This is a genomic window from Pseudomonas sp. LB3P14, assembly GCF_054898045.1.
This window is the reverse complement of record NZ_CM142714.1, coordinates 1,950,802-1,973,616: the sequence shown is the minus strand read 5'-3', so window position 1 is coordinate 1,973,616 and position 22,815 is coordinate 1,950,802. Positions and strand designations below refer to the sequence as shown.

At 57.5% G+C, this 22,815-nt stretch carries 18 protein-coding genes; 6 read left to right on the top strand and 12 right to left on the bottom strand.

Annotated elements, in window-relative coordinates; genetic code table 11:
- Positions 1 to 306: 306 nt before the first annotated feature.
- A complete protein-coding gene (locus ACYZT5_RS09075; RefSeq protein WP_462050794.1) occupies positions 307 to 822 on the top strand; it encodes a hypothetical protein in 516 nt (171 codons plus the stop codon).
- A gap of 52 nt (positions 823 to 874) precedes the next feature.
- Here ACYZT5_RS09075 and ACYZT5_RS09070 read toward each other — a convergent pair whose 3' ends face one another.
- A complete protein-coding gene (locus tag ACYZT5_RS09070; protein ID WP_462050793.1) occupies positions 875 to 1,870 on the bottom strand; it encodes an aldo/keto reductase in 996 nt (331 codons plus the stop codon).
- A 118-nt stretch (positions 1,871 to 1,988) separates the two neighbouring features.
- Between ACYZT5_RS09070 and ACYZT5_RS09065 the strand changes: the two genes are divergently transcribed.
- A complete protein-coding gene (locus tag ACYZT5_RS09065) occupies positions 1,989 to 2,915 on the top strand; it encodes a LysR family transcriptional regulator (RefSeq protein WP_462050792.1) in 927 nt (308 codons plus the stop codon).
- On the opposite strand, the gene ACYZT5_RS09060 is transcribed toward ACYZT5_RS09065, so the two are convergent.
- From ACYZT5_RS09060 to ACYZT5_RS09035, 6 genes are all read right to left on the bottom strand, one after another.
- Positions 2,904 to 3,857 carry a GNAT family N-acetyltransferase gene (locus ACYZT5_RS09060; protein ID WP_462050791.1) on the bottom strand — a complete coding sequence of 318 codons (954 nt, stop codon included), beginning with the start codon at positions 3,855 to 3,857 and terminating at the stop codon, positions 2,904 to 2,906. The two genes, ACYZT5_RS09065 and ACYZT5_RS09060, sit on opposite strands and share 12 nt — an antisense overlap.
- Entirely contained in the window at positions 3,857 to 5,146 is a 1,290-nt protein-coding gene (locus ACYZT5_RS09055; protein WP_462050790.1) for a phenylacetate--CoA ligase family protein, read from the bottom strand. Before ACYZT5_RS09055 ends, ACYZT5_RS09060 begins: the two co-directional genes overlap by 1 nt.
- A gap of 65 nt (positions 5,147 to 5,211) precedes the next feature.
- Positions 5,212 to 7,614, bottom strand: a complete 2,403-nt coding sequence (locus tag ACYZT5_RS09050; RefSeq protein WP_462050789.1) for an acyl-CoA reductase — start codon at positions 7,612 to 7,614, stop codon at positions 5,212 to 5,214.
- Between the two features lies 1 nt (position 7,615).
- Positions 7,616 to 8,746 (bottom strand): LuxE/PaaK family acyltransferase, encoded by a 1,131-nt coding sequence (locus ACYZT5_RS09045; protein ID WP_462050788.1) that lies wholly within the window; start codon positions 8,744 to 8,746, stop codon positions 7,616 to 7,618.
- Between the two features lie 21 nt (positions 8,747 to 8,767).
- Positions 8,768 to 10,009: an MFS transporter gene (locus ACYZT5_RS09040; RefSeq protein ID WP_462050787.1), complete on the bottom strand. Its 1,242-nt coding sequence runs from the start codon at positions 10,007 to 10,009 to the stop codon at positions 8,768 to 8,770.
- A 274-nt stretch (positions 10,010 to 10,283) separates the two neighbouring features.
- Entirely contained in the window at positions 10,284 to 10,421 is a 138-nt protein-coding gene (locus tag ACYZT5_RS09035; protein ID WP_165353291.1) for a hypothetical protein, read from the bottom strand.
- 150 nt (positions 10,422 to 10,571) lie between these two features.
- Here ACYZT5_RS09035 and ACYZT5_RS09030 point away from each other — a divergent pair, with 150 nt between their 5' ends.
- Positions 10,572 to 10,760: a hypothetical protein gene (locus tag ACYZT5_RS09030; protein ID WP_008024801.1), complete on the top strand. Its 189-nt coding sequence runs from the start codon at positions 10,572 to 10,574 to the stop codon at positions 10,758 to 10,760.
- A gap of 19 nt (positions 10,761 to 10,779) precedes the next feature.
- On the opposite strand, the gene ACYZT5_RS09025 is transcribed toward ACYZT5_RS09030, so the two are convergent.
- Complete coding sequence (locus ACYZT5_RS09025) at positions 10,780 to 11,151, bottom strand: fe2+ zn2+ uptake regulation protein (protein WP_462050786.1); 372 nt, start codon at positions 11,149 to 11,151, stop codon at positions 10,780 to 10,782.
- A gap of 243 nt (positions 11,152 to 11,394) precedes the next feature.
- Between ACYZT5_RS09025 and pvdQ the strand changes: the two genes are divergently transcribed.
- Complete coding sequence (pvdQ, locus tag ACYZT5_RS09020) at positions 11,395 to 13,740, top strand: bifunctional acylase PvdQ (protein WP_462050785.1); 2,346 nt, start codon at positions 11,395 to 11,397, stop codon at positions 13,738 to 13,740.
- 55 nt (positions 13,741 to 13,795) lie between these two features.
- On the opposite strand, the gene ACYZT5_RS09015 is transcribed toward pvdQ, so the two are convergent.
- Both ACYZT5_RS09015 and ACYZT5_RS09010 read right to left on the bottom strand, forming a co-directional pair.
- On the bottom strand, positions 13,796 to 14,797 hold the full coding sequence (locus ACYZT5_RS09015; protein WP_462050784.1) for a FecR family protein: 1,002 nt from the start codon (positions 14,795 to 14,797) through the stop codon (positions 13,796 to 13,798).
- A gap of 98 nt (positions 14,798 to 14,895) precedes the next feature.
- Positions 14,896 to 19,701 carry a dermonecrotic toxin domain-containing protein gene (locus ACYZT5_RS09010; protein WP_462050783.1) on the bottom strand — a complete coding sequence of 1,602 codons (4,806 nt, stop codon included), beginning with the start codon at positions 19,699 to 19,701 and terminating at the stop codon, positions 14,896 to 14,898.
- A gap of 231 nt (positions 19,702 to 19,932) precedes the next feature.
- Between ACYZT5_RS09010 and ACYZT5_RS09005 the strand changes: the two genes are divergently transcribed.
- Positions 19,933 to 20,973 carry an Ldh family oxidoreductase gene (locus tag ACYZT5_RS09005; protein WP_462050782.1) on the top strand — a complete coding sequence of 347 codons (1,041 nt, stop codon included), beginning with the start codon at positions 19,933 to 19,935 and terminating at the stop codon, positions 20,971 to 20,973.
- Positions 20,974 to 21,052: 79 nt separating this feature from the next.
- Here ACYZT5_RS09005 and ACYZT5_RS09000 read toward each other — a convergent pair whose 3' ends face one another.
- Positions 21,053 to 21,370, bottom strand: a complete 318-nt coding sequence (locus ACYZT5_RS09000) for an ElaB/YgaM/YqjD family protein (protein ID WP_123364977.1) — start codon at positions 21,368 to 21,370, stop codon at positions 21,053 to 21,055.
- 164 nt (positions 21,371 to 21,534) lie between these two features.
- On the opposite strand from ACYZT5_RS09000, the gene ACYZT5_RS08995 reads away from it, so the two are divergent.
- The gene (locus tag ACYZT5_RS08995; RefSeq protein ID WP_282379433.1) at positions 21,535 to 21,786 is read left to right on the top strand and encodes a hypothetical protein; all 252 of its coding nucleotides are present in this window, start codon (positions 21,535 to 21,537) and stop codon (positions 21,784 to 21,786) included.
- 102 nt (positions 21,787 to 21,888) lie between these two features.
- On the opposite strand, the gene ACYZT5_RS08990 is transcribed toward ACYZT5_RS08995, so the two are convergent.
- A complete protein-coding gene (locus ACYZT5_RS08990; RefSeq protein ID WP_462050781.1) occupies positions 21,889 to 22,803 on the bottom strand; it encodes a LysR family transcriptional regulator in 915 nt (304 codons plus the stop codon).
- Positions 22,804 to 22,815: the final 12 nt, after the last annotated feature.

Below are 22,815 nucleotides of genomic sequence, written 5' to 3'. Positions count from 1 at the left end.
AGTATTAAGGGGACGGGCGGGGCACGGATACTTGAGTATCGGGCGTGGTACAAACAAGCCGATTCAGATATCGATGACAGCAATCAGTCGCCTATAGCACTATCAAAAAGATCCTATAGACCAATGAAATCAGGCATTTGTCGGTTTGTATCGTAAATGTACGAGAATTGTAAAAAGCCGAAATATATTTAGGTAGACGTTCACATCGCGCCGATACTTCTCCGCATTCATCTCGCTTAAACAAGGATTTTTTATGTGCCCGTCGCAAGGACATCCGAATCTCGTCGCGCTGTCAGGAGTACGGTCATGACTATTGGTCTGGTCGGCAACTGGACTGCCAAATCGGGCCTGCTGGTTCGCCAGGGTTCGGCCAATGCCAAACCGGTTTCCCAGAGCGCCAAGGTGCGGGAAATTCTGACCATGGTGGGCACCAACCCGACGTTGCTTGATCGCACGAAGATGGATGCCCAGCAACTGTTCAAGCAGGTCAAGGGCTTCGACCCGGAAAACATCTCGGCCAAGCAATTGGGCAACATGAGCACCTACCTCAAGCAAAAGGGCATCATTGGCGATGTGACGGCGCTGACGTTGCTCAATGCTGGAGACAAGTTCGATAAGTTTGGCGTGCCGAATGACCCCGAGGCGAAGTTCAATGCCCTGGAGTACTTTGCCACTCAACTGGATTCCATCCAGAACAACAACCTCAAGGGCAACAAGTACGCCAACTATCTGGTCCCCGAGTTCAAGAAAGCGATCTACGTATTGCAGAACCTCAAGACCTACGGCCAAAGCAATGGCTCGACGGTCAAGAAGAAGGACTGACGGATAGCCTGCTGACCCGATCAATGCATTGATCGGGTCAGCAGACGGTTGATCAGCGGTCGAGCAGTTGCATCACCGCTTCCGGGTAACGCAAGCCTGCGGTGGCATCGGCCGGGAAGATTGCTTCCAGCGCCTGCAACTCACCGGCGCTAAGTTTCACGTCCAGCGCCGCGACATTTTCCTCCAGGTATTTACGCTGCTTGGTCCCGGGAATCGGGATCAGGTAGTCGCCTTGCGCCAGGACCCAGGCCAACGCCAGTTGCCCGGCGGTCACGCCTTTGTCGGCGGCCAGCGCCTGGACTTGCTGCACCAGTAGCAGGTTTTTCGCGAAATTCTCCCCTTGAAAACGCGGGCTGAAGCGACGGTAATCGTCCGCTGCAAAGTCGTCCGGGCTTTTCAGTGCCCCGGTCAAAAAGCCGCGACCGAGCGGGCTGTAGGGGACAAAAGCGATACCGAGACGCTGGCACGCAGCCAGGCAACCGTTGTCTTCCTGATCGCGGCTCCACAGTGAGTACTCACTTTGCAGTGCGCTGATCGGATGAACCTTGTTCGCCCGTTCAAGCGTGGCGACTGATGCTTCGCTCAAGCCCAGATAACGCACCTTGCCAGCGTTCACCAGTTCGGCCATGGCGCCGACGGTTTCTTCGATGGCCACTTGTGGGTCGATCCGGTGTTGGTAGTACAAGTCCAGGGTGTCCACACCGAGGCGCTTGAGGGTGCCGTCGATGGCCTGGCGAATGTATTCCGGGCGGCCATCGACACCCCGTGCGGCCGGGTTGGCCGGGTCGCGGACGATGCCGAATTTACTGGCCAGAAACACTTGGTCGCGCTTGCCGACGATGGCCTTGCCGATCAGTTCTTCGTTGGTGTGCGGGCCATACATGTCGGCGGTGTCGAGCAGGTTGATCCCCAACTCGAGCGCGCGGTGCAGCGTCGCCGTGGCTTCGCGGGTGTCCACGCCCGTCGTGTAAAAATCGGTCATGCCCATGCAGCCCAGACCGATCGCGCTCACTAGTGGACCGTTTTTGCCCAGTTGACGTGTTTGCATGAAATCAGCTCCCTGTGAATGTGAAACCTATTGTTGACCTCGACAGAAACAAGATAAACCGGCTAAAACTGCTATCACTGTTTGCAATTTCTAAATAATCAGCCGGTATCTCAAAACCATGGACCGTTTCAACGCTATGCGCGTGTTCACCCGAATCGTCGAACTCGGCGGCTTTGCCAAAGCGGCGGACAGCCTGCAATTGCCCCGTGCTTCAGTGACCATTTTGATCAAGCAACTGGAGGCGCATCTCGGTGTGCAGCTGTTGCAACGCACGACGCGGCAAATCAGCCTCACGCTCGACGGCGCAGCCTATTACCCTCGTTGCGTGAGGTTGCTGGCGGACCTGGAGGAAACCGAAGCGGTGTTCAGCGCTGCGCGCAATAACCCCAAGGGGCTGTTGCGAGTGGACATGCCGGCGGGGGTGGGGCGCTTGATGGTGATCCCGGCGTTGCCGCAATTCACTTCCCGGTATCCATTGATCGAGCTGGAAATCGGCTTGAACGATCGGCCTGTCGACTTGATTCGCGAAGGGGTCGATTGCGTGCTGCGGGGCGGTGCGTCACTGGACGATTCACTGGTGGCGCGGCCGTTGGCCATGCTGGACCAGGTCACGTGTGCAAGCCCCGAATACTTGAAGCGTCACGGAACGCTTCAGAGTCTGGCTGACCTTGAGGGTCATCAGATGGTGGAGTATTTCTCCAGCAGCAGTGGGAAGCGTTTTGGGCTGGAGTTCATGGTCAATGATCAGGTTCAGCTCATTGATTTACCCAAGCAAGTTTCAGTCAACAGCGCCGATGGTTACCTGGCCGCTTGTGAGGCGGGTTATGGCCTGGTCCAGACACCGTATTACCACGTCGCCCGCCAGCTGAGTGAAGGCCGTTTGTGTGAAGTACTCAGGACGGTGCCGCCACCGGGGATGCCGTTGACGGCGCTCTACCCTCCACACCGCCAGTTGTCCCGGCGGGTGAGGGTGTTTGTCGATTGGCTGGTTGAGCTTTGCACGCAACCGGGTAATGACTTTCATCGAAAAGACTCAAGCGGCTGAGCGAGCGCTGTTTCGTGCAGCGTTGCGGCTGTGTGTGTTGCCGGTTTGCGGTAAGTCGTCATGCAACCGTTGCATGTGCGGGCAGTGCAAGTTGAGGTGCCGAGGCTCGGTCCCTCGATGAAACAGCGCGAACCACCCTTTGCTGTGTTGCGTGGGCATCAGCCCGGTGAAGGTGAAACCAAGGGCTGTTAAATTGCGTAAATCCTCGGCAAAGTGCCAGGACAGTTCGAGTTTGGCCGAGATCAGCCAGTGCCTGGGTAGGTGCCGGATTTGATCCAGGAGATGTTTGTTCAAGCGCTGAATGAGCATTTCGAACCGTCCATGCTGTTGTTCGATTTGCACGGGCAGAGGGAGGCAAGGCGCAATGCCCTGGTGAGTGCCAAACACTGAGCAAAGGTGCTGCATGAACGCTCGGCAACTGTCGGGCCATGGGATATCGGGAAGCGGGCGTTCGTGTCCTTCATTGATGTGACAACCCAGCACCATGGTTTCCCGCAACGGTTCAGAGAGTGGCGACGCGATGTAGTCGGGAAGCAAACCCGTGCTGTGGAAGCCGATTTTTTCTGCCATGCGTTGAGTGTACGGGTGGTGAGTCACTTGCTTGATCGAGAGGCTTTCGAGTTTCAAGGATTCTGAAAGCTCGATGAGTTGCGAGCCAAGAAGCGTTGCGACACTTTGTCCCTGAGCGGCGGGATGCACCGCCATGAGCGCCAGTTCAGCGGTTAATGAAAGCGCATCGAGGCACAACGCGGCGTGTCCCAGTACATGCTTGTCGTCCACCGCAACGACGGATTGCCAGCGGCCCTCGGCATTGTGCTGACTGATCATGGTCGGCAAGTAAATATCTGGCCTGGCGTAATGATCGCCGTAGATTTCGCGAAATAACTGGCTCACGGCCTGTGCGTCGGATGGCTGGTAGCGCCGAAGAATCAACTGGCTCATCACGCGGGCTCCGGCGAGGGAGCGTCATACACTCGTAAATCCAGGATCCGCGGTTGTTTGCCGGAGCGGGGATGCAGACTCAGGTCTGTGACTGCGCAGGGCAGGACCCGCAATTCGAGCAGCCCATCGCGACTCAGGTCGTCGATGCCAGGGTATTGGGTGACCAGCGCTTCCTGTAATGCCCGCAGCATTGGCTCGACATTCTGTTGCTGGGGCCCGGGTACCCATTTCACACTCAAAATGTCCTTGTAACCGGTATGTTCGATAAGCAACTGCCATTGGTTGCTGTTGGCAATCCGCTGGACGATCTCGCCTATTTCGTCGGGAAACAGCGACAGCACACCGACTCGTATCCGCTGGCTGTGGGCACTTCGCCCCTTTAATGCAAATTTACGCCACGGGGTCGCGCCGGGTTCACGCCAGCAGGCAAGGTCACCCACCGGGTAACGCAGCAATGGCATGAGCCGACGAGCCAGATTGGTCACCACTAACGAGCCGGTGCGATCGCATTCCTCAATGACTTCGCCGGTGAGTTCATCGACGATTTCCAATAGGGTATGGCGTTCGAACACCCGATGTTCGCCCAATGCACAGTCGCGGTCGGAGGCCCCGATGAGACCGGCGTCCACGCTGGCATAGCCAATCGAAGCGACGCGGGCGTTGGGGAACACTTCGGCGAAGATTGCCAGTTGCGCAGCAAACAGGCTTTCTCCTGCATAAAGAAGCGTTTCGACCCCGCACAGCACTTGCCGATGCTGTGCCAGGTACGCAGCGAATCGCAGTAACTGTGCCGGGACCCCGGCCAGAACATTGATTCGATACCGGGCAATGGCCTCTGCCAGTCCATCCAGTTCGACTTGGCCGGTAAACGGAAATTCACAGATGGATTTCCCGACATGCGCCAATGAGTGATGCGTGAACAGAAAGCTGGCGTAAAGATCCCCGGAAAAAAACAGATTCGCCACTCGGTCGCCGTGGTTCAGTTGAGTCGAGAGACTTTGACCAAATGTACTGACCATGGCGAGCCATTCGTCGCGGGAGTAAACCGAGAGTTTACCCTGGCCGGTCGATCCTCCAGTTTTAAACACCAGAGCATCATCGACAGTGCCTGTCAGGACCGGCCAGTGATGCAGGTCATTGCTGTCAGCCCAATAGTCGGTCACGTTGATCAGTGGTAAATCTTTTAAATCAGTACTGTTCAGCGGTAAGTGTTTCAGGTGTGTGCAATAGAAGTTGGAGTGTCGCCGTACATAAGGCACAAGTTGCTCAAGCGAGTAGGGTGATTTCACTGAATTCTCGTTTATGATCAGGCATCTGGTTAAAAGAACAAGGTCACGGAATAAACAGTCTGTTTTTATTTTCTTTGATCGATGACCAGTGGTGTCTTGCCACTGTGTTTGTTTCGGGTGAACTCATGTTCGGCACACACTTCAATGTCCACTATTAACAATGCGGCGCTCACGGCATTCGCCACGGCTATGTGTGTCATTAGTTGGTCGTGAACTCGGTCGGCATCCGCATTCACTCGGATTCGCAGGCGTTCGACGCCGTTGGCGGTGTGGTCCAGAAGAACTTGAATGGGGAAACCCACACTGTGTTGCAGAGCGGAAGGCGAAATGAATTCCGTGCCAATTCGCACCAGCTTGCCGTGCCGCTGCAGCAGCTCGAATCGCGGTGAGTCCAGTCCACAGGGACAGGCGCCGGGTATCCAGCGACCGGTATCTCCTACCTCATATCGACGCACGGTTTGATCTTGCCGGGCGAGGGAAGTAAAGAGCAGACGCCCCATCTCGTTGTTCTGCACCGGTACGTCCTGTTCGAGCTGAACGATTTCCAGGTGCTGGATGTCGCTCATCAAGTGAAACACGCCCTCTGCTGTTGCCGCGCAGGCATGCCCCAGGGGACCTGCGTCAACGGAGCCATAGAGTGCAGAGCGAATGGTCGAGACCCCGCAGCTTTCCATCAGGCGCCGACTGGCCTCTCCCGGATGCTCTCCACCGAGGAACACCTTGCCAATGCCGGCGTACGCGCGAAGTCGGGCCTGCTCGGTAAAAAACAGACGGTGCAAGGTACTCGGCATGCCGATCAGCACGGTGATGCGCCGGTCTACGATCAATTGGGCGATTTCGCTGAAGTCATCCTCCTGGGGCGCCCCCATGGGGAAATGCGTAACGCCCATCTGTTCAAGGATTGTGGAAAAACTGAAGAACCCGCCGTACAGGTTGCCGCCGTAGAACAGGTTCATGACCCGGTCTTGTGACGGATCCAGCCCCGCAGCGAACATGCCATCAGCCGCGGCGCGCATCTCTTGTTGATAAACGCGATAGCTTAAGCCGACAAGGGCCGGGGTCCCGCTGCTGCCTCCGGAGCGGAAATACAACTGCGCGGCAGGGCCAATCGGCTGCGCCGTGAAGGTGTCCTTGTCCATGATCGGATCATTGGCGGTGTCGGGAGCCGGTGGAACCGGATCGAGTGTTGCTCGGCCCGTCGAGACATTGGGGGCCAGACTCACGGAGAGACGGCGACTCAGGCGCGACAGTGCATAGACACCATCGTGGGGCTCACCGGCGTAGCCGTCATGAATCGACGCGCAAGGCGCAATGCGGGTGACGCCGGCGTTGACCAGTGTTCGAACGAGCTCGGGTGTTTCTACCGGGGTGCACATCAGCGCGCAGCTTTGTAACACCGTGCGCCAGGGCAACAGCGTCTCGGCGATCAGGTGCCGGGGTACTGGCTTCAGCACAATCGTACGAAACAGCGGCGATGGCGCGAGCGTTTGATGGTGCTCCCAGATCACACGCCAACCGAGGCCGTTCCAGACCTGGCCGGTCTGGTTCGTGAAGCAGTGTTCCAGCCGCGCCATGGTCGTGCGGGTAGTGATCTCGCAAGCTTCCGGGTCTGTGGGAACCAGCGCTGGCCAATGGGCAGCGCGACGTTTGAAGGCTTCGGCCAGACGCTCCCCCAGATCCTTCAGGACTGCCGGATCGTTGCTGTCCACCAACACCCATTGTGGGCTGGAACACGCCTGCTGATCGAAACGACAGACCTCATCCACCAACGCATCCAGCGTCGAAAGACTCGCCGCGTCGGGCGATAGATAGGCAAAGCTGATCCTGTGGCCCCAGTCGATCCAGCGGCATCCGGCCGGGATTTGCTGTCGAATCGATTTGAGCGCCTTTTCCCCACCCCAGGCTGACACGCCATCGGCCTGAGCGCAGAGTTGAGGTATGCGAGAGGTGCTCACCGGCAAAACCGCGACGTATTCGGCAAGCCTGCCGCTGATGTCGCAGCGCACAAGGGCGGCCAGCAACTGCGCGGTAAAACCCTCATCATTTGAACTAGGGCGGAGCCAGTTGATGTTACCGGCCAGCAGGCCTTCGATGACTGCGCAGAATGCCAGCATTGGCGCATTGCCCGGTGTGACATGCACCACCAACCCCAAAGAGTGCCAACTTTCGAAGCTCGCCTGTTGGTAGTCGATACGCCTCAGCGAACGAGGGTGCACGCCGAGTTCCCGCTCAAGCTTTGTGCTCAGGTTGCCGGGCTGGCAGAAGTCCATAAGGCCCTGACGTTGATCGTCTTCGAGGGACAGATCCAGACTGCGAGTCTGTAATTGGGTAGCGAAACGAGCCGCCGACTCGATGACGGTATCGCTGTCGATCGGCGCAGAAAGCAACTGAGGCAATTGTTTCTGAAGGAGGTCGAGGGCGCTTTCCAGGGTAATGTCGTCACGCAGTTGGCCATTGATCAAGTACATATCAAACTCCATTGAGCAGTTCTGAGGCAGCCATGGCACAGCTGCGACTGGCCGTTGTGCCGGCACGTCCATGCAGCTCGAACCAATCGGTCGCCAGGCCGCATCCACAACGTGCTCCGGGGTGCAATGTCGCCAGATCGCCCATGACCACGGCATGCCCCGGGCTTGACGAAATGTACGGGGAGACGAATTCCAGCAAGCCGCGCTGGCCGTATGGCTGGACAGTGAAATCGGATGGGTTGCGCACGAACACCTTCGAGTAAACCGGTACATGGAAATGATGGTGGGCACACTGGAGGTAAGGCACGGCATGCTCTACTGCGCCGTAGCCGTCTCGACAGCGGGACAGGTCGACACCTAATTGCCGATGGGTTCGGGCATACAACTCAAGCAACGGAATTTCCTGCGCTGCCTGGGTTTTCCAGCCGCCGCCCAGAAGCACCAGTGACTGGGCGGGTAACTTGAGATTCGGCGCCGTGGTGTCTTCCATGTGCTGTAGCGCATGTGAAAGGAACGCTGGAAAGCCGAGAATTCGAACGGGTAAGCCTTCGTCGGCAAACTCCTGCAAGGCGCGAATAACACCAAACAGGTCGAACTTGTGACCTTTACGGGTCAGGCGCAATCCGTAGACAACCCGGTTGACGGGCGCATAGCTGCAGAGAAACTGGTCGGTATAAGCGGTGCCCAAGGTGTTGGCCGCCTCGGGCTCGTAGCTCAGGAGCAAGTAATTGCAGGGGCTGTCCGGGGTATCCCAGCCGTAGTGGCGAAAAATGTGGCTCACCATGCCTTGGGCCGCCCCCATGCTGCGAGGGTCATAGCGCATGCGACTCTTCTGGCCGCTGGTGCCCGACGATGTCAGCTCCAGCGCGCCTTCGCCGGTGGGACTGAACAACACGTGACGTTTGAAATAGTTGGCGAAGATCGGCGGCAGTCTTGACCAGTCATCCAGTGTTTCAAGGTCCCGGGCATCGAGCCCGTTGGCGCTGAGCCAGCGTTCGTAACCAGGCGTGTGGTGACAGTGAAACAAGCTGATTTCCCCCATCGCCTGGTCGAACAGGCCCTCGGGGACTGAATTCAGGCAATAGGGTTGCGTTAACGCGCAGAGCGCATCGGTGTGGGGTAAATGGATCATCAGAAGACCTGCGTTGTGGTGTCAGACGATAACCGCGATGTGAGAACGCCGCAGAAACAGGCGTAGGGGCGCCAGGCACAGAAGCCCCGCAATACCCGCCATCAAGGCAAAGGATTCGTGACTATTACCGGCGCCGGCCGCAGCGATAATCGAGCCGCCGCCACCCATGACGGCGATCGAGATCATGCCGATCATGGCTGAGACCAGACCTTTGCTGTCGTCGCTGGCAAACAGAGCAAGCCGGTACAGCGCGGCGTTGCTCATGCCTAGCCCAACGGCGTAAAGCGCCAGGCAGCTGATGAGCACTGCTGTCGAAGCGCCGTAGAAGCTGACGGCGACTAGCGCGATGAGCCCGCCGCAAAACGGCCAAAGCGCGTATCGAATCAATTGTGGTAATTCAGTGTGGGCAATCAGTCGGTTGAGAATCAGGTTGCCGAGAATGACCGCCGCAAACACCGGGATTTGCCACAGGCCGTACTGCAGAGGTGAGAGTCCCTGGTTCTGGATCAGCAAGAGCGGCGCCAACCCGATCCAGGCAATCAATGGCAGGCTCATCACGCCCAGCGCGACAGTTGCACTCAGGCATCGCGGGTTAGTCAGCAACGCCAGATAGCGGCACACGGTGCTGCGCCATTCAAAACGCACCGCTTCCAATCGCTGACCGTCGTGGCGCAGGGTGCCCACGGTTTCCGGCATGAACAGGTAAAGCCCAAGCCAGACCATCACGCCGCCGAAACCCAGCAGTAAAAACAACTCCCGCCACGACAGCCATTCCAGCAGCAGACTGCCGAGCAACGGCCCCAGAAGCGGGGAGAGCAGCGCAACGTTCCCCAGCAACGCCATGATTTTGACCGCGTCGGCTTCGCAGAAAACTTCTTGCAGGGCTGGATAGCTGACCGCGATGACAAACCCCAACCCCATACCCTGAATCAGTCGCAAGCCATTGAACGCATAAATGCTTTGCACGTTGAACGCTACGGCACAGGCCAAGGCGAATACCGCGCAACCGATGAGCAACATCCGGCGGCGGCCGAAGTGATCAGACAGCGGACCAATAAGCCATTGCAACAGAATGCCGCCGGCCAGATAAAGATTGAAAGCGTAGGGGACATGGTCGGAGCTGGCATCCAGTTGTCGGGTAACGGTCAGCATAGCCGGCATGATCATGTCGCTGGCCATATAAGTCAGAAGTTCGAAAAAAGTGATTGCAAGGCAAAAGCCAAACAAATGGTGGGGGCTGATATTGATTAAAGGCTTGTGCATGGCATCCCTGTTCTTGCTCGAAGTTTAATAACGGGTTTATTGCGATGCACCGAGAATAATCATCGAATATGAATAGCTCAAATAGACTATTAAGACCGAAAGCTTCAATGGTTAGCGCTATGTTTCGATGTGTGCCGGGAAGGAAATCAGAAGTGAATGTGCATGTACGAAAAATGCCCGCGACAGGGCGGGCATTTGTTCTGCAGTTATTGGATGAGGTATTTGCCTTACGAATGAATGTTCAATTATTCACGCTTTATGACACAACCAACCGTTATCGATGCTGGTAATAACCCGGCCCACCACGGTCGTAATGGTGACCGCCGTGCCAGCCGCCGTGGGGGAAAATGATGCAGCCGCTCAGGGAAAGTATGGCAAGCAGCGGAATCAGCAGTGTGATTCGACGGAACATTTCAAAATCCTCATGGGGCAATAAAGCCAAATCTCTTGATCGGCTGTAACATGAGACCCCGTTTGTAGCGCCACATCCCCGGAGAAAGGTAGGGGCTTGGCATGCATTTGGATACAAACCGGATACATTTTTCAGGTTCAGGAACTCGCAATGACTCAGTCGCAACGTTTGAAATACTCGATTCTGATCTCCCTCGTGGTGTTGGGGATCATGTTCGGCCTTTCGTATCTGCAAAACGCAGGCGTCATCAGCGAGAAGCTGTTTCAGTACATCGCCATCGGTGTGGCGGTCATCGTGGTGGTGATCAATGGCGTGATGCGTCGCAAGGTCAAACCCTGAGCGACGCACCTTGAGCGGATCACTCGCGTTGGAGCATGGCTGCAGCGTGCGGATGCAGGCTGTAGCTTTTGTCCGGATTGAGCGTGATCACGCCTTCGCTGCACAAGCGTTTCAACACTTCTCTCACACTGAGAAAGGACAGGGGAATGTCCAGGTCCAGCAAGTGACTGTGCACGCCGCGCACGCCAAGACTACGGTCGCTTTCGGCGGCGGTCAGCAAGGCGTCGATGACTTTGAGGCGGATCAGGCTGGTGCGCAGACCAAAGCTTTTGAGCAGCGACCTGATCCGCTCGTTGCCATTGCGCTCACCCCGTTGACTGAAAACTCCGGAGCTCATGGCAGAGCCTTTTGACGCATTGCTACCGTCCGTTGGCAGTTGCGAGTTGTACATGCAAAAACTCCTTTTCCGAGCCGGCCAGGAAATGTGATGGTGCTCTCAATCTATAAGACGTATGAGCAGGGCAAATAATGAAGCCCCGAATGTAGAAATTTTGTCGCCATCGCGTCAGCAGCCTGTGAGATGGCCGTGGAAAGCGCCTTTCAGGGCCTAAATTTTTGTCATTTGTTTCGTTCCTAGGGGAAGGCGCAGTGCGTGTATGACGCAGGGTGTTTGTCTTTTCGATCAGGAGCGAGCGTGATTATTTCCAGGCAGTTAACCAGGTTGAGCCTTGCGGGTATGTTTCTGGGCTTGAGTCTTGCGGCAAACGCACGCAGTCAGCCCGAGCAGGCGACCGCCGACATTCGCCGAACCAGTTTCGGCGTTCCGCATATCCGTGCCGACAACGAGCGCGGGCTCGGTTATGGCATTGGTTACGCCTACGCTCAGGACAACCTGTGCCTGCTGGCCAATGAGATCACCACCGTGAACGGCGAACGTTCACGGTATTTCGGCCCGGATCAGTTCACGGTCGAAGAACGCGAAAATCTGGTCAGCGATCTGTTCTTCAATTGGCTGAATACCCCACAGGCCGTCTCCGCTTTCTGGCAGTCGCAAACCCCGCCAGTACGTGATCTCATCGAAGGTTATGTGGCGGGCTATAACCGTTCGCTGACAGAGCGTCGGGCACAGGGTTTGCCGCAGCAGTGTCAGGGCGAATGGGTGCGCGAGATTACCGCCCAGGACCTGATCAAGTTGACGCGGCGTCTGCTGGTCGAAGGTGGAGTAGGGCAGTTTGCCGAAGCCTTGGCCGGCGCGACGCCACCCAAGTCCGTTACTCATGTGGCAGGCGACACCGGGGCGTTCCAGGTGGCCGCCTCGCGCCTGCAGCGTTTTGCCCTGGATCGCGGCAGCAATGCCGTGGCAGTCGGCAGTGAACGTTCTTTCAACGGCCGCGGAATGTTGCTGGCCAATCCGCATTTCCCTTGGGTCGGCGGGATGCGTTTCTATCAAATGCACCTGACCATTCCCGGCGAACTGGACGTCATGGGCGCGGCGCTGCCGGGGCTGCCGATGATCAATATCGGTTTCAACCAGCACCTGGCGTGGACCCACACCGTGGACTCGTCCAAGCATTTCACCTTGTATCGCCTGCAACTCGATCCCAAGGATTCGACCCGTTATCGGCTCGACGGCAAGTCATTGCCCATGAAGAAACAGACCCTGACCGTGAACGTGAAACAACCGGATGGCCAGACTAAGCCGGTCTCTCATGTGGTCTACAGTTCGCAGTTCGGCCCGATCGTGCAATGGCCCGGAAAACTCGACTGGGACAACCAGTTCGCCTATAGCCTGCGCGACGCCAATCTGGATAACGACCGGGTCTTGCAGCAATGGTATGCAATGAACCGCGCGGTCAGCCTCAAGGATTTTCAGGCGTCGGTGCACAAGATCCAGGGGATCCCGTGGGTCAACACCCTGGCGACGGATGATCAGGGGCAGACGCTGTACATGAACCTCTCGGTCGTGCCGAACGTCAGTGCCGACAAACTGGCCAAGTGCAGTGATCCTCGGGCCGGATTGCAGATGATCGTCCTCGACGGTTCCAACAGCGCGTGTGCCTGGGACATTGACCCGCAGGCTGCGCAAAAAGGGATATATGCGGCAGACAAGTTGCCGCAGCTGTTGCGCAAGGATTTTGTGCAGCACTCCAACGATTCGGCCTGGATGGCCAACCCGGCGCAACCGCTCAGCGGTTTTTCGCCACTGATCAGCCAGGACGGCCAGCCGTTGGGGCTGCGCTCACGCTTTGCACTGGATCGCCTAAATACGTTGATCATGGCCGGCCCAATAGCGGCGGTGGATTTGCAACACATGGTGATGGACGACCAGGTGTATCAGGCGGCCCAAGTGATGCCCGACCTGCTGCAGTTCTGTGCTGCGGCCCTGGGTTCCGATGCGCCAACGCTCACGCCACTGTGTGCCAGTCTCAAGGCCTGGGACCGCAGTGCAAATCTGGACAGTGGTCTGGGCTTTGTGCATTTCCAGAATGTCATGGAGTCGCTACAGGAAACGCCTGATCTCTGGCGTGTGGCGTTCGATCCGAAAGACCCGCAACACACTCCGAGTGGCCTGGCGGTCGATCGCCCGGAAGTCGCAAAGGCGGTTCGCGACGCGATGCTGGCGTCGGTAGCGCAGATCAACAAGATGGGGCTCAAGGCTGATAGTCGCTGGGGTGATATTCAGGTGGTCAGCAGTGGTGGCCAGCAGACGCCGATTCACGGTGGACCTGGCACTCTGGGGGTCTATAACGCCATTCAGAGCGTGCCGAGAACCGACGGTAAACGCGAAGTCGTCAGCGGTACCAGCTATTTGCAGGTAGTGACCTTCGATGACAAGGGACCGCAGGCCCGGGGGCTGCTGGCTTTCTCGCTATCCAGTGACCCGGCCTCGAAGTACTCCAGAGACCAGACCCTGGCATTTTCCAGGAAGCAGTTGAGTGTGTTGCCGTTCACCGAGCAGCAGATCACGTCCGATCCGCAGTACCAGGTTCAGACAATCCATGAGCGGGATGAGAAAGTCGGGAAGGTGGCCGCACAGTAACGCTGATGGCGCTTGAACCAGGAATGAAGGCCGCACCCCGCAAGGGTCGCGGCCTTCAGCTTTTTGGGGCTTTTTGCGGAATGGAATTGAGGACCGGATTGCCATCTTTGTTGCGGGTCAGGTAGACCGGCAATACCTTGGGCAGAGACGCCACCAGGTTGTTGAGTTCCTTGATGTTGTAGATGCCGCCGATACGAATTGAGCCGGTACTGTTGTCGGCCACCATCACTGGTTTATTCAAGTAGCGATTGATCAATGGCAGTGCGTCGGTCAGCGCCAGATCATCGAGCACCAGTTTTCCGCTGCGCCACGCCAGTGAGTTGTCATTGTCGTAGGTCTGACTGATCCGGGGAGTGAAGTCGCCGCGCCTATAGCTTGCCTGCATCGCTGGCTCGAGACGCAAGCCGTCACCCGCAAGGGCATCATTGCTGCTGACCAGCACCGAACCTTCAATCAGGTTCACACGTACCTGATCTTCATACATCCAGACGTTGAATTTGGTTCCGGTTACCCGAATCCTGCCTTCGGCCGCTTTGACAATGAAGGGGTGCCGGGTGTCGTGGCTGACGCTGAAGAAGGCTTCGCCTTTTTCCAGCGTGATCCGGCGCTGGTCCTTGTAGTTGCTGAACGTCAGCTCACTGCCCAGGTTCAGTTCCACCTGACTGCCATCGCTCAGGGTGACCTGACGGACAGTATCGCTCGCCTCGAAATGTTGGTACGCATTGGGGAACCAGCCCAGGTTCCAGCCGCTATAGGCCGCCAATGGCAGCGCCATGGCGCAAACCGCGGCAGCGATACCGAAGGTGCGCCAAGGCGTTGCAGGTTTGGCGCGAGCCGCCGGTATCACGGTTTCGGGACGTGGCAGGTCCCCCGCGACATCCCAGATCTCCAGCATGGCCTCGTACTCGAACGCGTGAAGCGGATGAGCGTCATGCCATTGCTCGAACGCCAGCCGCTCTTCAGCCGTGCAATCGATGGCGTGCAGACGCATGCACCAATGCGCAGCGGCATCGGTGATTGCGTCATATTGGGCTTGCGAGAGCGGGTTGTCGGTCATTGACTCATCCTGATTTCCTGCATTCTAACCTTGTGAGGAAGTCTGCGAGAACAACCGTCATGGCAATTACCCATCAAAGTGGTGTTTATTTTTCTGACTCATGGGGTGCTGGTGTGCAATTGGCGCCCCAGATGAGAGATCAGCCAGGCAACGCTGTCAGCATTACTGAGTTGCACGGCCAGCCTGACCAATGGATCTCTTTTGAAGCGTCTGCGGGCATCGCTGAGTGTCAGTTCACCGGTCAATTTCAAAACATGATCGAGTGTCTTGTCGGTGTTTTCATAAGTCGTATTGCCAAGATCCTCCCAGGCGCCGGTGTCAGGGTTCTGGATCGAAAAAAGTTGAGGTAGGGGCGACTGGCGCGATAACGCTGTGTCTTGAAGTTCGGTCAAGGATGTCTTGAGCGCGTTGGCACGGGCGCTGGCTGTTTCGATCAGATCGACAAACGGCCTGCCGGAGTCCAGATACGCAATGTCTTCGGTTTTGTTCGTAATGTGCGAAACCTCGTGGATCAGGAGCGTCGCGCGGGCATGCACTCTGATAGGAAAGGCTGCGTCGGACAGGTAGTTGCGGTAGTGGTCGAAATTGGGAAAAAAGAACTTTTCTGCCAGGTAGATTCTCCGTTTCGGGTCCGCATGAACGGTGAAGCCAAACGTACTTTCCCGCTCCTCCTCAGCGAGCCTTCCAACCACAAAACGAGCAGATTTCGCCTGCCTGAGCGTCGGGTCCAGCAAGCCTGAAAAAATGTCGCCTACGATTTTTTCCAGCATTTTCACATGCCGTGGGAGTACTGTCGGCACATCGATAAAGTCCATGATGAGCTGATGCACAGGTGTTATCTGGCCATCATCCGCCTTCAATAATTGCAGATTCCGAAAGCTGTTCCAGGCATAGGTGGTCGCCAGGTCGAGACCTTCCTCGATCAGTCGGGCCTTGACGGGAAACAGCAGGCGAATTTCAGACATTCCACTGGCTTCGACGTTTATGCCACGCCTGCCCGAAATCGATGCCCTGAACTGTTTGAGCATGCCGTAGTGCAGTCTTTGTGACTCGAGCACCCATTGTTTCGAGGTGTTCTGGCGAAGAGATGGGCCGTGGAGCCCGTTATGGGTGATACGCCAGCGCGTACCTCGTTTCTCGACTGGATACACTTTGCCTTCAACGGCGCCGAAGTGTTTTTTTGTCGTCGGATGGGTGTAAAGCCCGAGTGTCGAGTCCAGCGTCAACGTACTCAGATCGACGTCGGTACTTTCATGACGTTGCAAACCCGTGCGTTCGGGCGCCGTGATGTCGACGTCTTGCCATTTGAACCGGGTGCCGGGGGTTTCTGGCACAGGCTCGCTCGCTACCGACGTTGCATGCCCTTCCATCGATCGCCGCAAACTGGCGAGTTGCGCAATGCCGTTGATAAACGCCTTTATCGCAGGTGCCCATTTGTGGGTTTGAAGGTCTTCGGCAGACTGCTTGAAATCCCGGTAGCTGCGCCAAACGGTGATCGGGTACGCGAGTTTGCCCATGAAGAACGAATAGGCCTGTTGCAGGTCTTCGCTCAAGACATGCTTGATGGTTGCCCATTCACCCTGAGCATTACTGTCCGACTGGCAACCCAGGAGTCGCGCGAGCAGGTTGGCGTTGTCATTGAACAATTGCTTGAACAGATTGCCCTTGACCGGGTTGGATGCCAGGCCAACGGTTGCGGGTGTAGTGCTTGCGGACGTCAACCCGTTTTCCCACAGCGTGCGATCAGCCGGCGGCAAACTGTTGAGGACCCAGTCGCGCAACTCGCCCTGGGTCTTCAACTCGGCCAGCAGCTGGCTTTCATTCTCATATTCCTTCACGCCATGTCGGTGGCTGTAGGGCGCGAGCAGCACCAGCGGACCGGAGGTGTTGCGCTTCGAGCCGACCAGCCAGATTCCCGGCACCTTGATCGTCTGCCCGCTCCGGATCCCGCTGAGTTCCAGTGGACGAATGATCGCGTCCGCACCATCGATCGCTTCACGAGCAAGGGCATCGGGCATGTCCATGACTTGCCGGATCAGATCAAACCCGGTCTCGCTCAGGCGTTCTTGCAGTTTTTCCGTGTGAGCGTAATGCAATAATTGCCAGGGCAATTGTGCGCCGAAGCGCTTCTTGCGTTCCGCAGAGTGGACGTCGGTATCGGCAAACGCTTTGCTTAATATTGCCTGCTGATGCTGGCCAAGGTTCAGGTTGCGTATCAGGCCTTTGATGTAGCGTTCGTCCATCCCTTCGGGAATCGCGGTGGCGTCCAGCGACACCAGTTTGAAACGGGCAAGCGCCAGAACCTGAAAGTGGGTCAATGCAAACTCGGTCAGGGTTTGAGTGCTTGCCGCGGACATCAGTCGCGGGCTGATCTGGACCTGGACCTTGTCCGGGTCGACGTTGAAGGTGTCTGCCATCAGTTGCTTGCGAAGTTCATGATGCGCCGTGCGCGCCAGGGACTGAATGCCGGTGAGGCAGTCCTGGTCATCGTTGACGTTGTTGAGGTATTGCTGAAGCAGTTCGGCATGCAGGATCTGGTCTTCGACAGAGGCCTTGGCCAGCCATGCCGGCAACTTTTGCTGGGTCGTCAGGGAGCGTGCGATGTCGGTTGTGCGGTGCAACCCTGTCATGGGTTCGCGTAGCGCCACTAACTTCAGAAGTCGAGCCAGGGTCTCTGTGGGAAGAGCGGTCGCCAGCGCACTCTTGACGGATACCTGGTCCAGTTGGACATAAGGCTTTTGCAGGTGATCGAGAAAATGCCCATCCACCCGTTGCAGCGGTGCCAAGGTGTAAGTCTGGCCAGGCACGCGCTCACCACGGCCGAGGTTTTCCAGAAGGGTGGAGCGATCGTTGTCGTCTGTCAGGCGTCTTGTGAGCTCGGTCAGCAATGGGGTCAACGACGGGAAGGCTTCAAACCCCAGCGCAGGTGTCCACACAATGGCCTTGCCCGAATGCATCGGGTCCAGGCCGCCTCGTTCGGTCAGCACAAAGCAACTGGACAGTTTCAACACGTCCGTGGAATCGCCAGTTTTCAGCGCCAGGGAAAATACGTCCGGCAGAAAACCGTTCAACGCGCTCCGTTGCAAGCGTACCGGAGTATCGAGCACCGTTTTGATGATCGCCTGTTCCGTCACACCCAGCGTGCGGGCAACTGTCTGCAGTTTGAGCTCGCTGCGCAATGCCGTTGACAGGGTATGGGTGAAACTCGATTGCAAGCCTTCCAGCGACGAACCGACGAAACGTTGGGCCTCGGTAACCGTGCGGGTTCCGGCAGGAATGGCGGGGTGGTTTTCAAGGCGTTGTTCAAGCGCCTGTTCAACGGTAGAGAGCAGTGCCAATTGTTCTTTGGCCGATTCGGCGCGCACGGTGGCCGGTTGTGCACTCCAGCGCTGGTCCACGTGTGTACTCCAGCGCCCTGTGGCATCGACGGCCACCAGCCGGTCATCGATCAGTCCCCGGACATCCAGCGCCTTGTCGAGCAAGGCATGCGGGTCCAGCGAACCTTCACTTTCGCGGTAGCGGCTCAAGGCGTAAGTCAGGTTCTGCAGTTGCTTGTCGAGGATGTCTGCCATCAATTTCTCGAACACCGGGCCAACGATCGGTTCTGCGATAATCATGCGTTCATCCGATTCCATTGAAAGCAGCGTACGGCGCTCGTCCAGAGACAGGTAATTGAGCAGCGTGTCCTCATGCCCTTCGCTTTTGATCATCGCCAGCACGATTTTTCTGATCGCGGGTAGATTGCTCGTGGCTTCGATGCCTCTGGACGGGGTATACAGAAAGCCGAGGGCGTCGCCGCTGCCGATCATCAAGGTGCAGGCCAGTTCCGCGTAGTGCTTGAAGGGCGCGGTGATACGTACTTTTTCGATGCGCAGGGAATCGTTGGAGGCAGGCGCGAGGCTCACATTCATCAAGCGCAGGTATTCCAGCGTGGTTAAAACGCCTTGCTGGCGCTTCAATAAAAGATTGACGTGAAAGGTGTCGCGCATGCCCTCGGCAAGAAACTCCGAGAGTGACTGGCCAGCGCGTGTGGGGGAGTTCCAGAACGTTTCCAGAAGGCTTCGCAAGTGAGGTGTAAAGCTTTGCGCGATCTCAATGATTGAGCTTTCCCATGCCTGGATATCGGCGTCGCTGCTCACGCCGTGTGCGGGATTGGAAAAGACCCTGGAATCACCCGTTGGCCATTGATTGGTCAGGTAGTACTGCAAGAGGACGTCGCTCAGTGTCTGCGAGAACATTTTGTACCGGTACTCGCTGGTGTCGAAGGCGGAATCCGTGCTGATGAGGCTTTCCAGCCTTGTCTGGCGCTGGTCCAACTTGGGGAATCGCTTGGCCAACGTCATCTTGAGGCTTTCGTCCATCATCGACTGCAGTGTCGGCATCTTGACCAGTTCGGCCATCATCGACTGGATGTTGTGTGTCTGATTGAGTTCGAGCGTGAGCTCCTGGTCCTGGAATACCGCACCTTCGATTGTTGTTGTAGAAATCTCAGGTATAGCGGCTGCTTGCACAGCGTTACGTTGTTCAATGGAAAGATAACGCAGCAATTCCCGTTTTCCGGTCTCCTGCGCCAACCACTCCTTGAGTTTGCTTTTGAGGTCGTCCATGTCCGCGAATTTGACCAGGCCTTTCCACGGTGTGTAGAGCATGACTTCTCCATTATTGGGCCGGCTCATGGCGAAAGCACCGGCCAATGGAATGTCCGTCGGGCCCAGAAGCAATCGCTCGACATGCATGGGCTTGGCAGTGGCCATACGGGCTTCATGGGTCGGTAGATAAATACCCTTCAACCCGCTCAGGTCATCAAGCGTGAAGGTCAGCGCTTTCTCGCGATCACCGGGCTGTTTGGCGCTGGATGCGCGTTCTGCCTCGTCGAAAAAATACGGCAGTGGGGGAGCAATCATGGTTTTTCCTCAATGTGCTGCAATCGGCGAGTCATCGCCGGCCGATGGATTGAGGAAAAACAGTACGGCCAGTGGAAGGCGCGAGTGCGGTACATATTGCTTGATCCGAACAGGCTGTCGGGACTTGACAGGACGCCGGTAAAACAGCGCTTAATCGACAACTGTTTTTGGTTGCCGTGCAACCTCGTTTCACCCTGTTGCCCGTACTCAATAATAAAACTGGAGCTTCAGATGACCGCAACGCCCGAAATGGCCGTCAGTTCGAACACTCAAACGCTCGATTTCGACGCGCTCGTTCTTTTGCTTGAGCAGATTTTCCAGCGTCATGGCACCAGCGCCGATGTCGCCAAAACACTGGCCCTCAACTGCGCCGGCGCTGAACGCGATGGCGCCCACAGCCATGGCGTGTTTCGTATTCCCGGTTACGTGTCGACGCTCAAGAGCGGCTGGGTCAATGGCCAGGCCGTGCCGGTGGTCGAGGACGTCGCTTCGGGTTTTGTCCGGGTCGACGCCGGCAATGGTTTCGCCCAGCCGGCCTTGGCGGCAGCACGCGCACTGCTGGTTGAAAAGGCCCGCAGTGCCGGCATTGCGGTGCTGGCGATTCGTAATTCCCACCATTTCGCAGCCTTGTGGCCGGATGTCGAGCCCTTCGCTTATGAAGGGCTGGTGGCGCTGAGCGTGGTCAATAGCATGACCTGCGTGGTGCCACACGGTGCCGATCGCCCGTTGTTCGGGACCAACCCGATTGCGTTCGCCGCCCCTCGTGCTGACGGCGACCCGATTGTCTTCGACCTGGCCACCAGCGCCATTGCCCATGGCGATGTGCAGATTGCCGCACGCAAGGGCGAGCGTTTGCCGCCAGGCATGGGTGTGGATGGCCTCGGCCAGCCGACCCAGGACCCGAAAGCGATTCTCGAAGGCGGCGCGTTGTTGCCGTTTGGCGGGCATAAAGGTTCGGCGCTGTCGATGATGGTCGAGCTGTTGGCGGCGGCGTTGACCGGCGGGAATTTTTCCTTCGAGTTCGATTGGTCGAACCATCCGGGGGCCAAGACGCCTTGGACTGGCCAATTGCTGATCGTGATCGACCCGAGCAAGGCGGCCGGGCAGAGTTTTGCCGAGCGCAGCCAGGAGCTGGTCCGGCAGATGCACGGCGTGGGGCTCAAGCGTTTGCCGGGTGATCGACGTCACCAGCAGCGGGCCAAGACCAGCACCGATGGCATTAAGCTCGACGCTCAGACGTTAGCGAATTTGCGGGAATTGGCCGGGCTCTGAGATCTGCATAAAACCCGGGCATGAAAAAGGCGAGCACAATGCTCGCCTTTTTGCTCAGTACCCATTAAAGCGGTACCGCTTAACGCCGGCCCAGCAGCAACCCGACAACCAGGCCAAAACCGGCGGAGATGGCCACGGTTTGCCACGGATGACCACCAATGTAGGTTTCAGTGGCTTCGACTGCAGGTTTGGTCCGGTCACGAACGCTGGTGACGGAGTCCCGAGCCTGCTGAAGTTTCTGGGCGATTTGCCCTCGAAGGGTGTCCGCTTCTTCACCGACGAGTGAGGCACTGCTTTTGAGCAGTTTCTCCGACTCTTCGATCAGAGCCTGAAGTTCGCTGAAGGCCTGATCCTTGATTTGATCTTCGGCGACTTGTGCGGCGGTTTTCCGGGCCATTGGGGAACTCCTTGCAGGTAAATGGACAGTGAACAGTGGAGTCTGTCGTCAGCGAAAAAGTTGCAGTGAATTTTCGCGTCGACCCACCTTGAAGAAAAATCCTGAGTCGGACATTTCCTCCTACAGTGTAAGATGTCGCCTATTTTACGCAGCAGGTAACTCCCATGAGCTTCAATCTGGCCGACAAACCCCTTGCCGAGCGCGCTGCGCTTGAAGATGAGAAATCCCGTCTGTTCGATCTCTGGCAAAGCAACCTGGGCAAGTCCAAGGGCGAGGCCGCACGGTTGTTCGGTGAGCGCGCCAAGCGCAAAGGCAAATGGTCCGAGTGGGTCCGTGCCGAACTTGACGGCATGTCGCCCCCGGAATTCGCGAACATGGTACGCAGCGAGATCAATCGTCTGATGGCTGCCAAATAAATTCCTACCTGACACTACTCCCGCGTAGGAGCTGCCGAAGGCTGCGATCTTTTGATCTTGATCTTTCAAGCAAGATCAAAAGATCGCAGCCTGCGGCAGCTCCTACGCGCTCGCTAAGCTCGCGACAATCGCCTCACGCACTTTCAACACCACCGGATCGAGCTGCGTACTGGTGCGCCAGCCCAGCTCGATCGGATAACGCGGCAACGCCAGGGGGCAGGGCAGTAGCGCCAGTCCGCTGAGCGCCGCAATGCTTTGGGCCGCATGGGCCGGAATGGTCGCCACGGCCTGGCTGCCCTTGAGCAAGTGCGGCAATGCCGCAAAGTGTGTGGTCGACGCACATACCCGCCGACTCAGCCCCAGCGCCGCCAGCCCCTCATCGGTGATCCCGATAAAACCACCCGACGACACCAGAATGTGCTCGCGGGCGACGAATTCCTCAAGACTGATGGTTTGCTGTCCCTCGGCCAGGCTCATCGGGTCTGCCAGGCACAGATAGCCGCCTTCTCCCAGCACCTGACGGCTGAGCAAGCGCTCGGCAAATCCGCCTGCGGTAATCGCCAGATCGATGCTGCGTTCCATCAACGCCTGGGCGACGATCTGGCTGTGGGTCTGACGGAAGATCAGCCGCAGCTTCGGCGCGACGCGGGCGATTTCTTCGATCAGCCGGCGACCATAAGCAATTTCGAAATCATCTGACATACCCACGGTGACTGAGCGCCCGTCGTAATGGTGGGCGGCCGGATCGACCATCGCCAGGCTCTGCCGGCATTTGTTCAGGGCATCGCTGACCACCGGTTTCAACTGGTTGGCCTTGAGCGTGGGCGCGAGGCCTCGGCCGGTGCGCACGAACAACTGATCGCCATACACCTCGCGCAGCCTTCGCAGTGCCGCGCTGACCGCCGATTGCGTCACGCCCAGACGCAACGCGGCCCGGCTCGCGCTGGACTCCTCGTGCAGCGCTTCGAAGACTTTCAGCAGGTTGAGATCAACGGTGGCGATATTCATTTGATTCATATCATTCAGCAG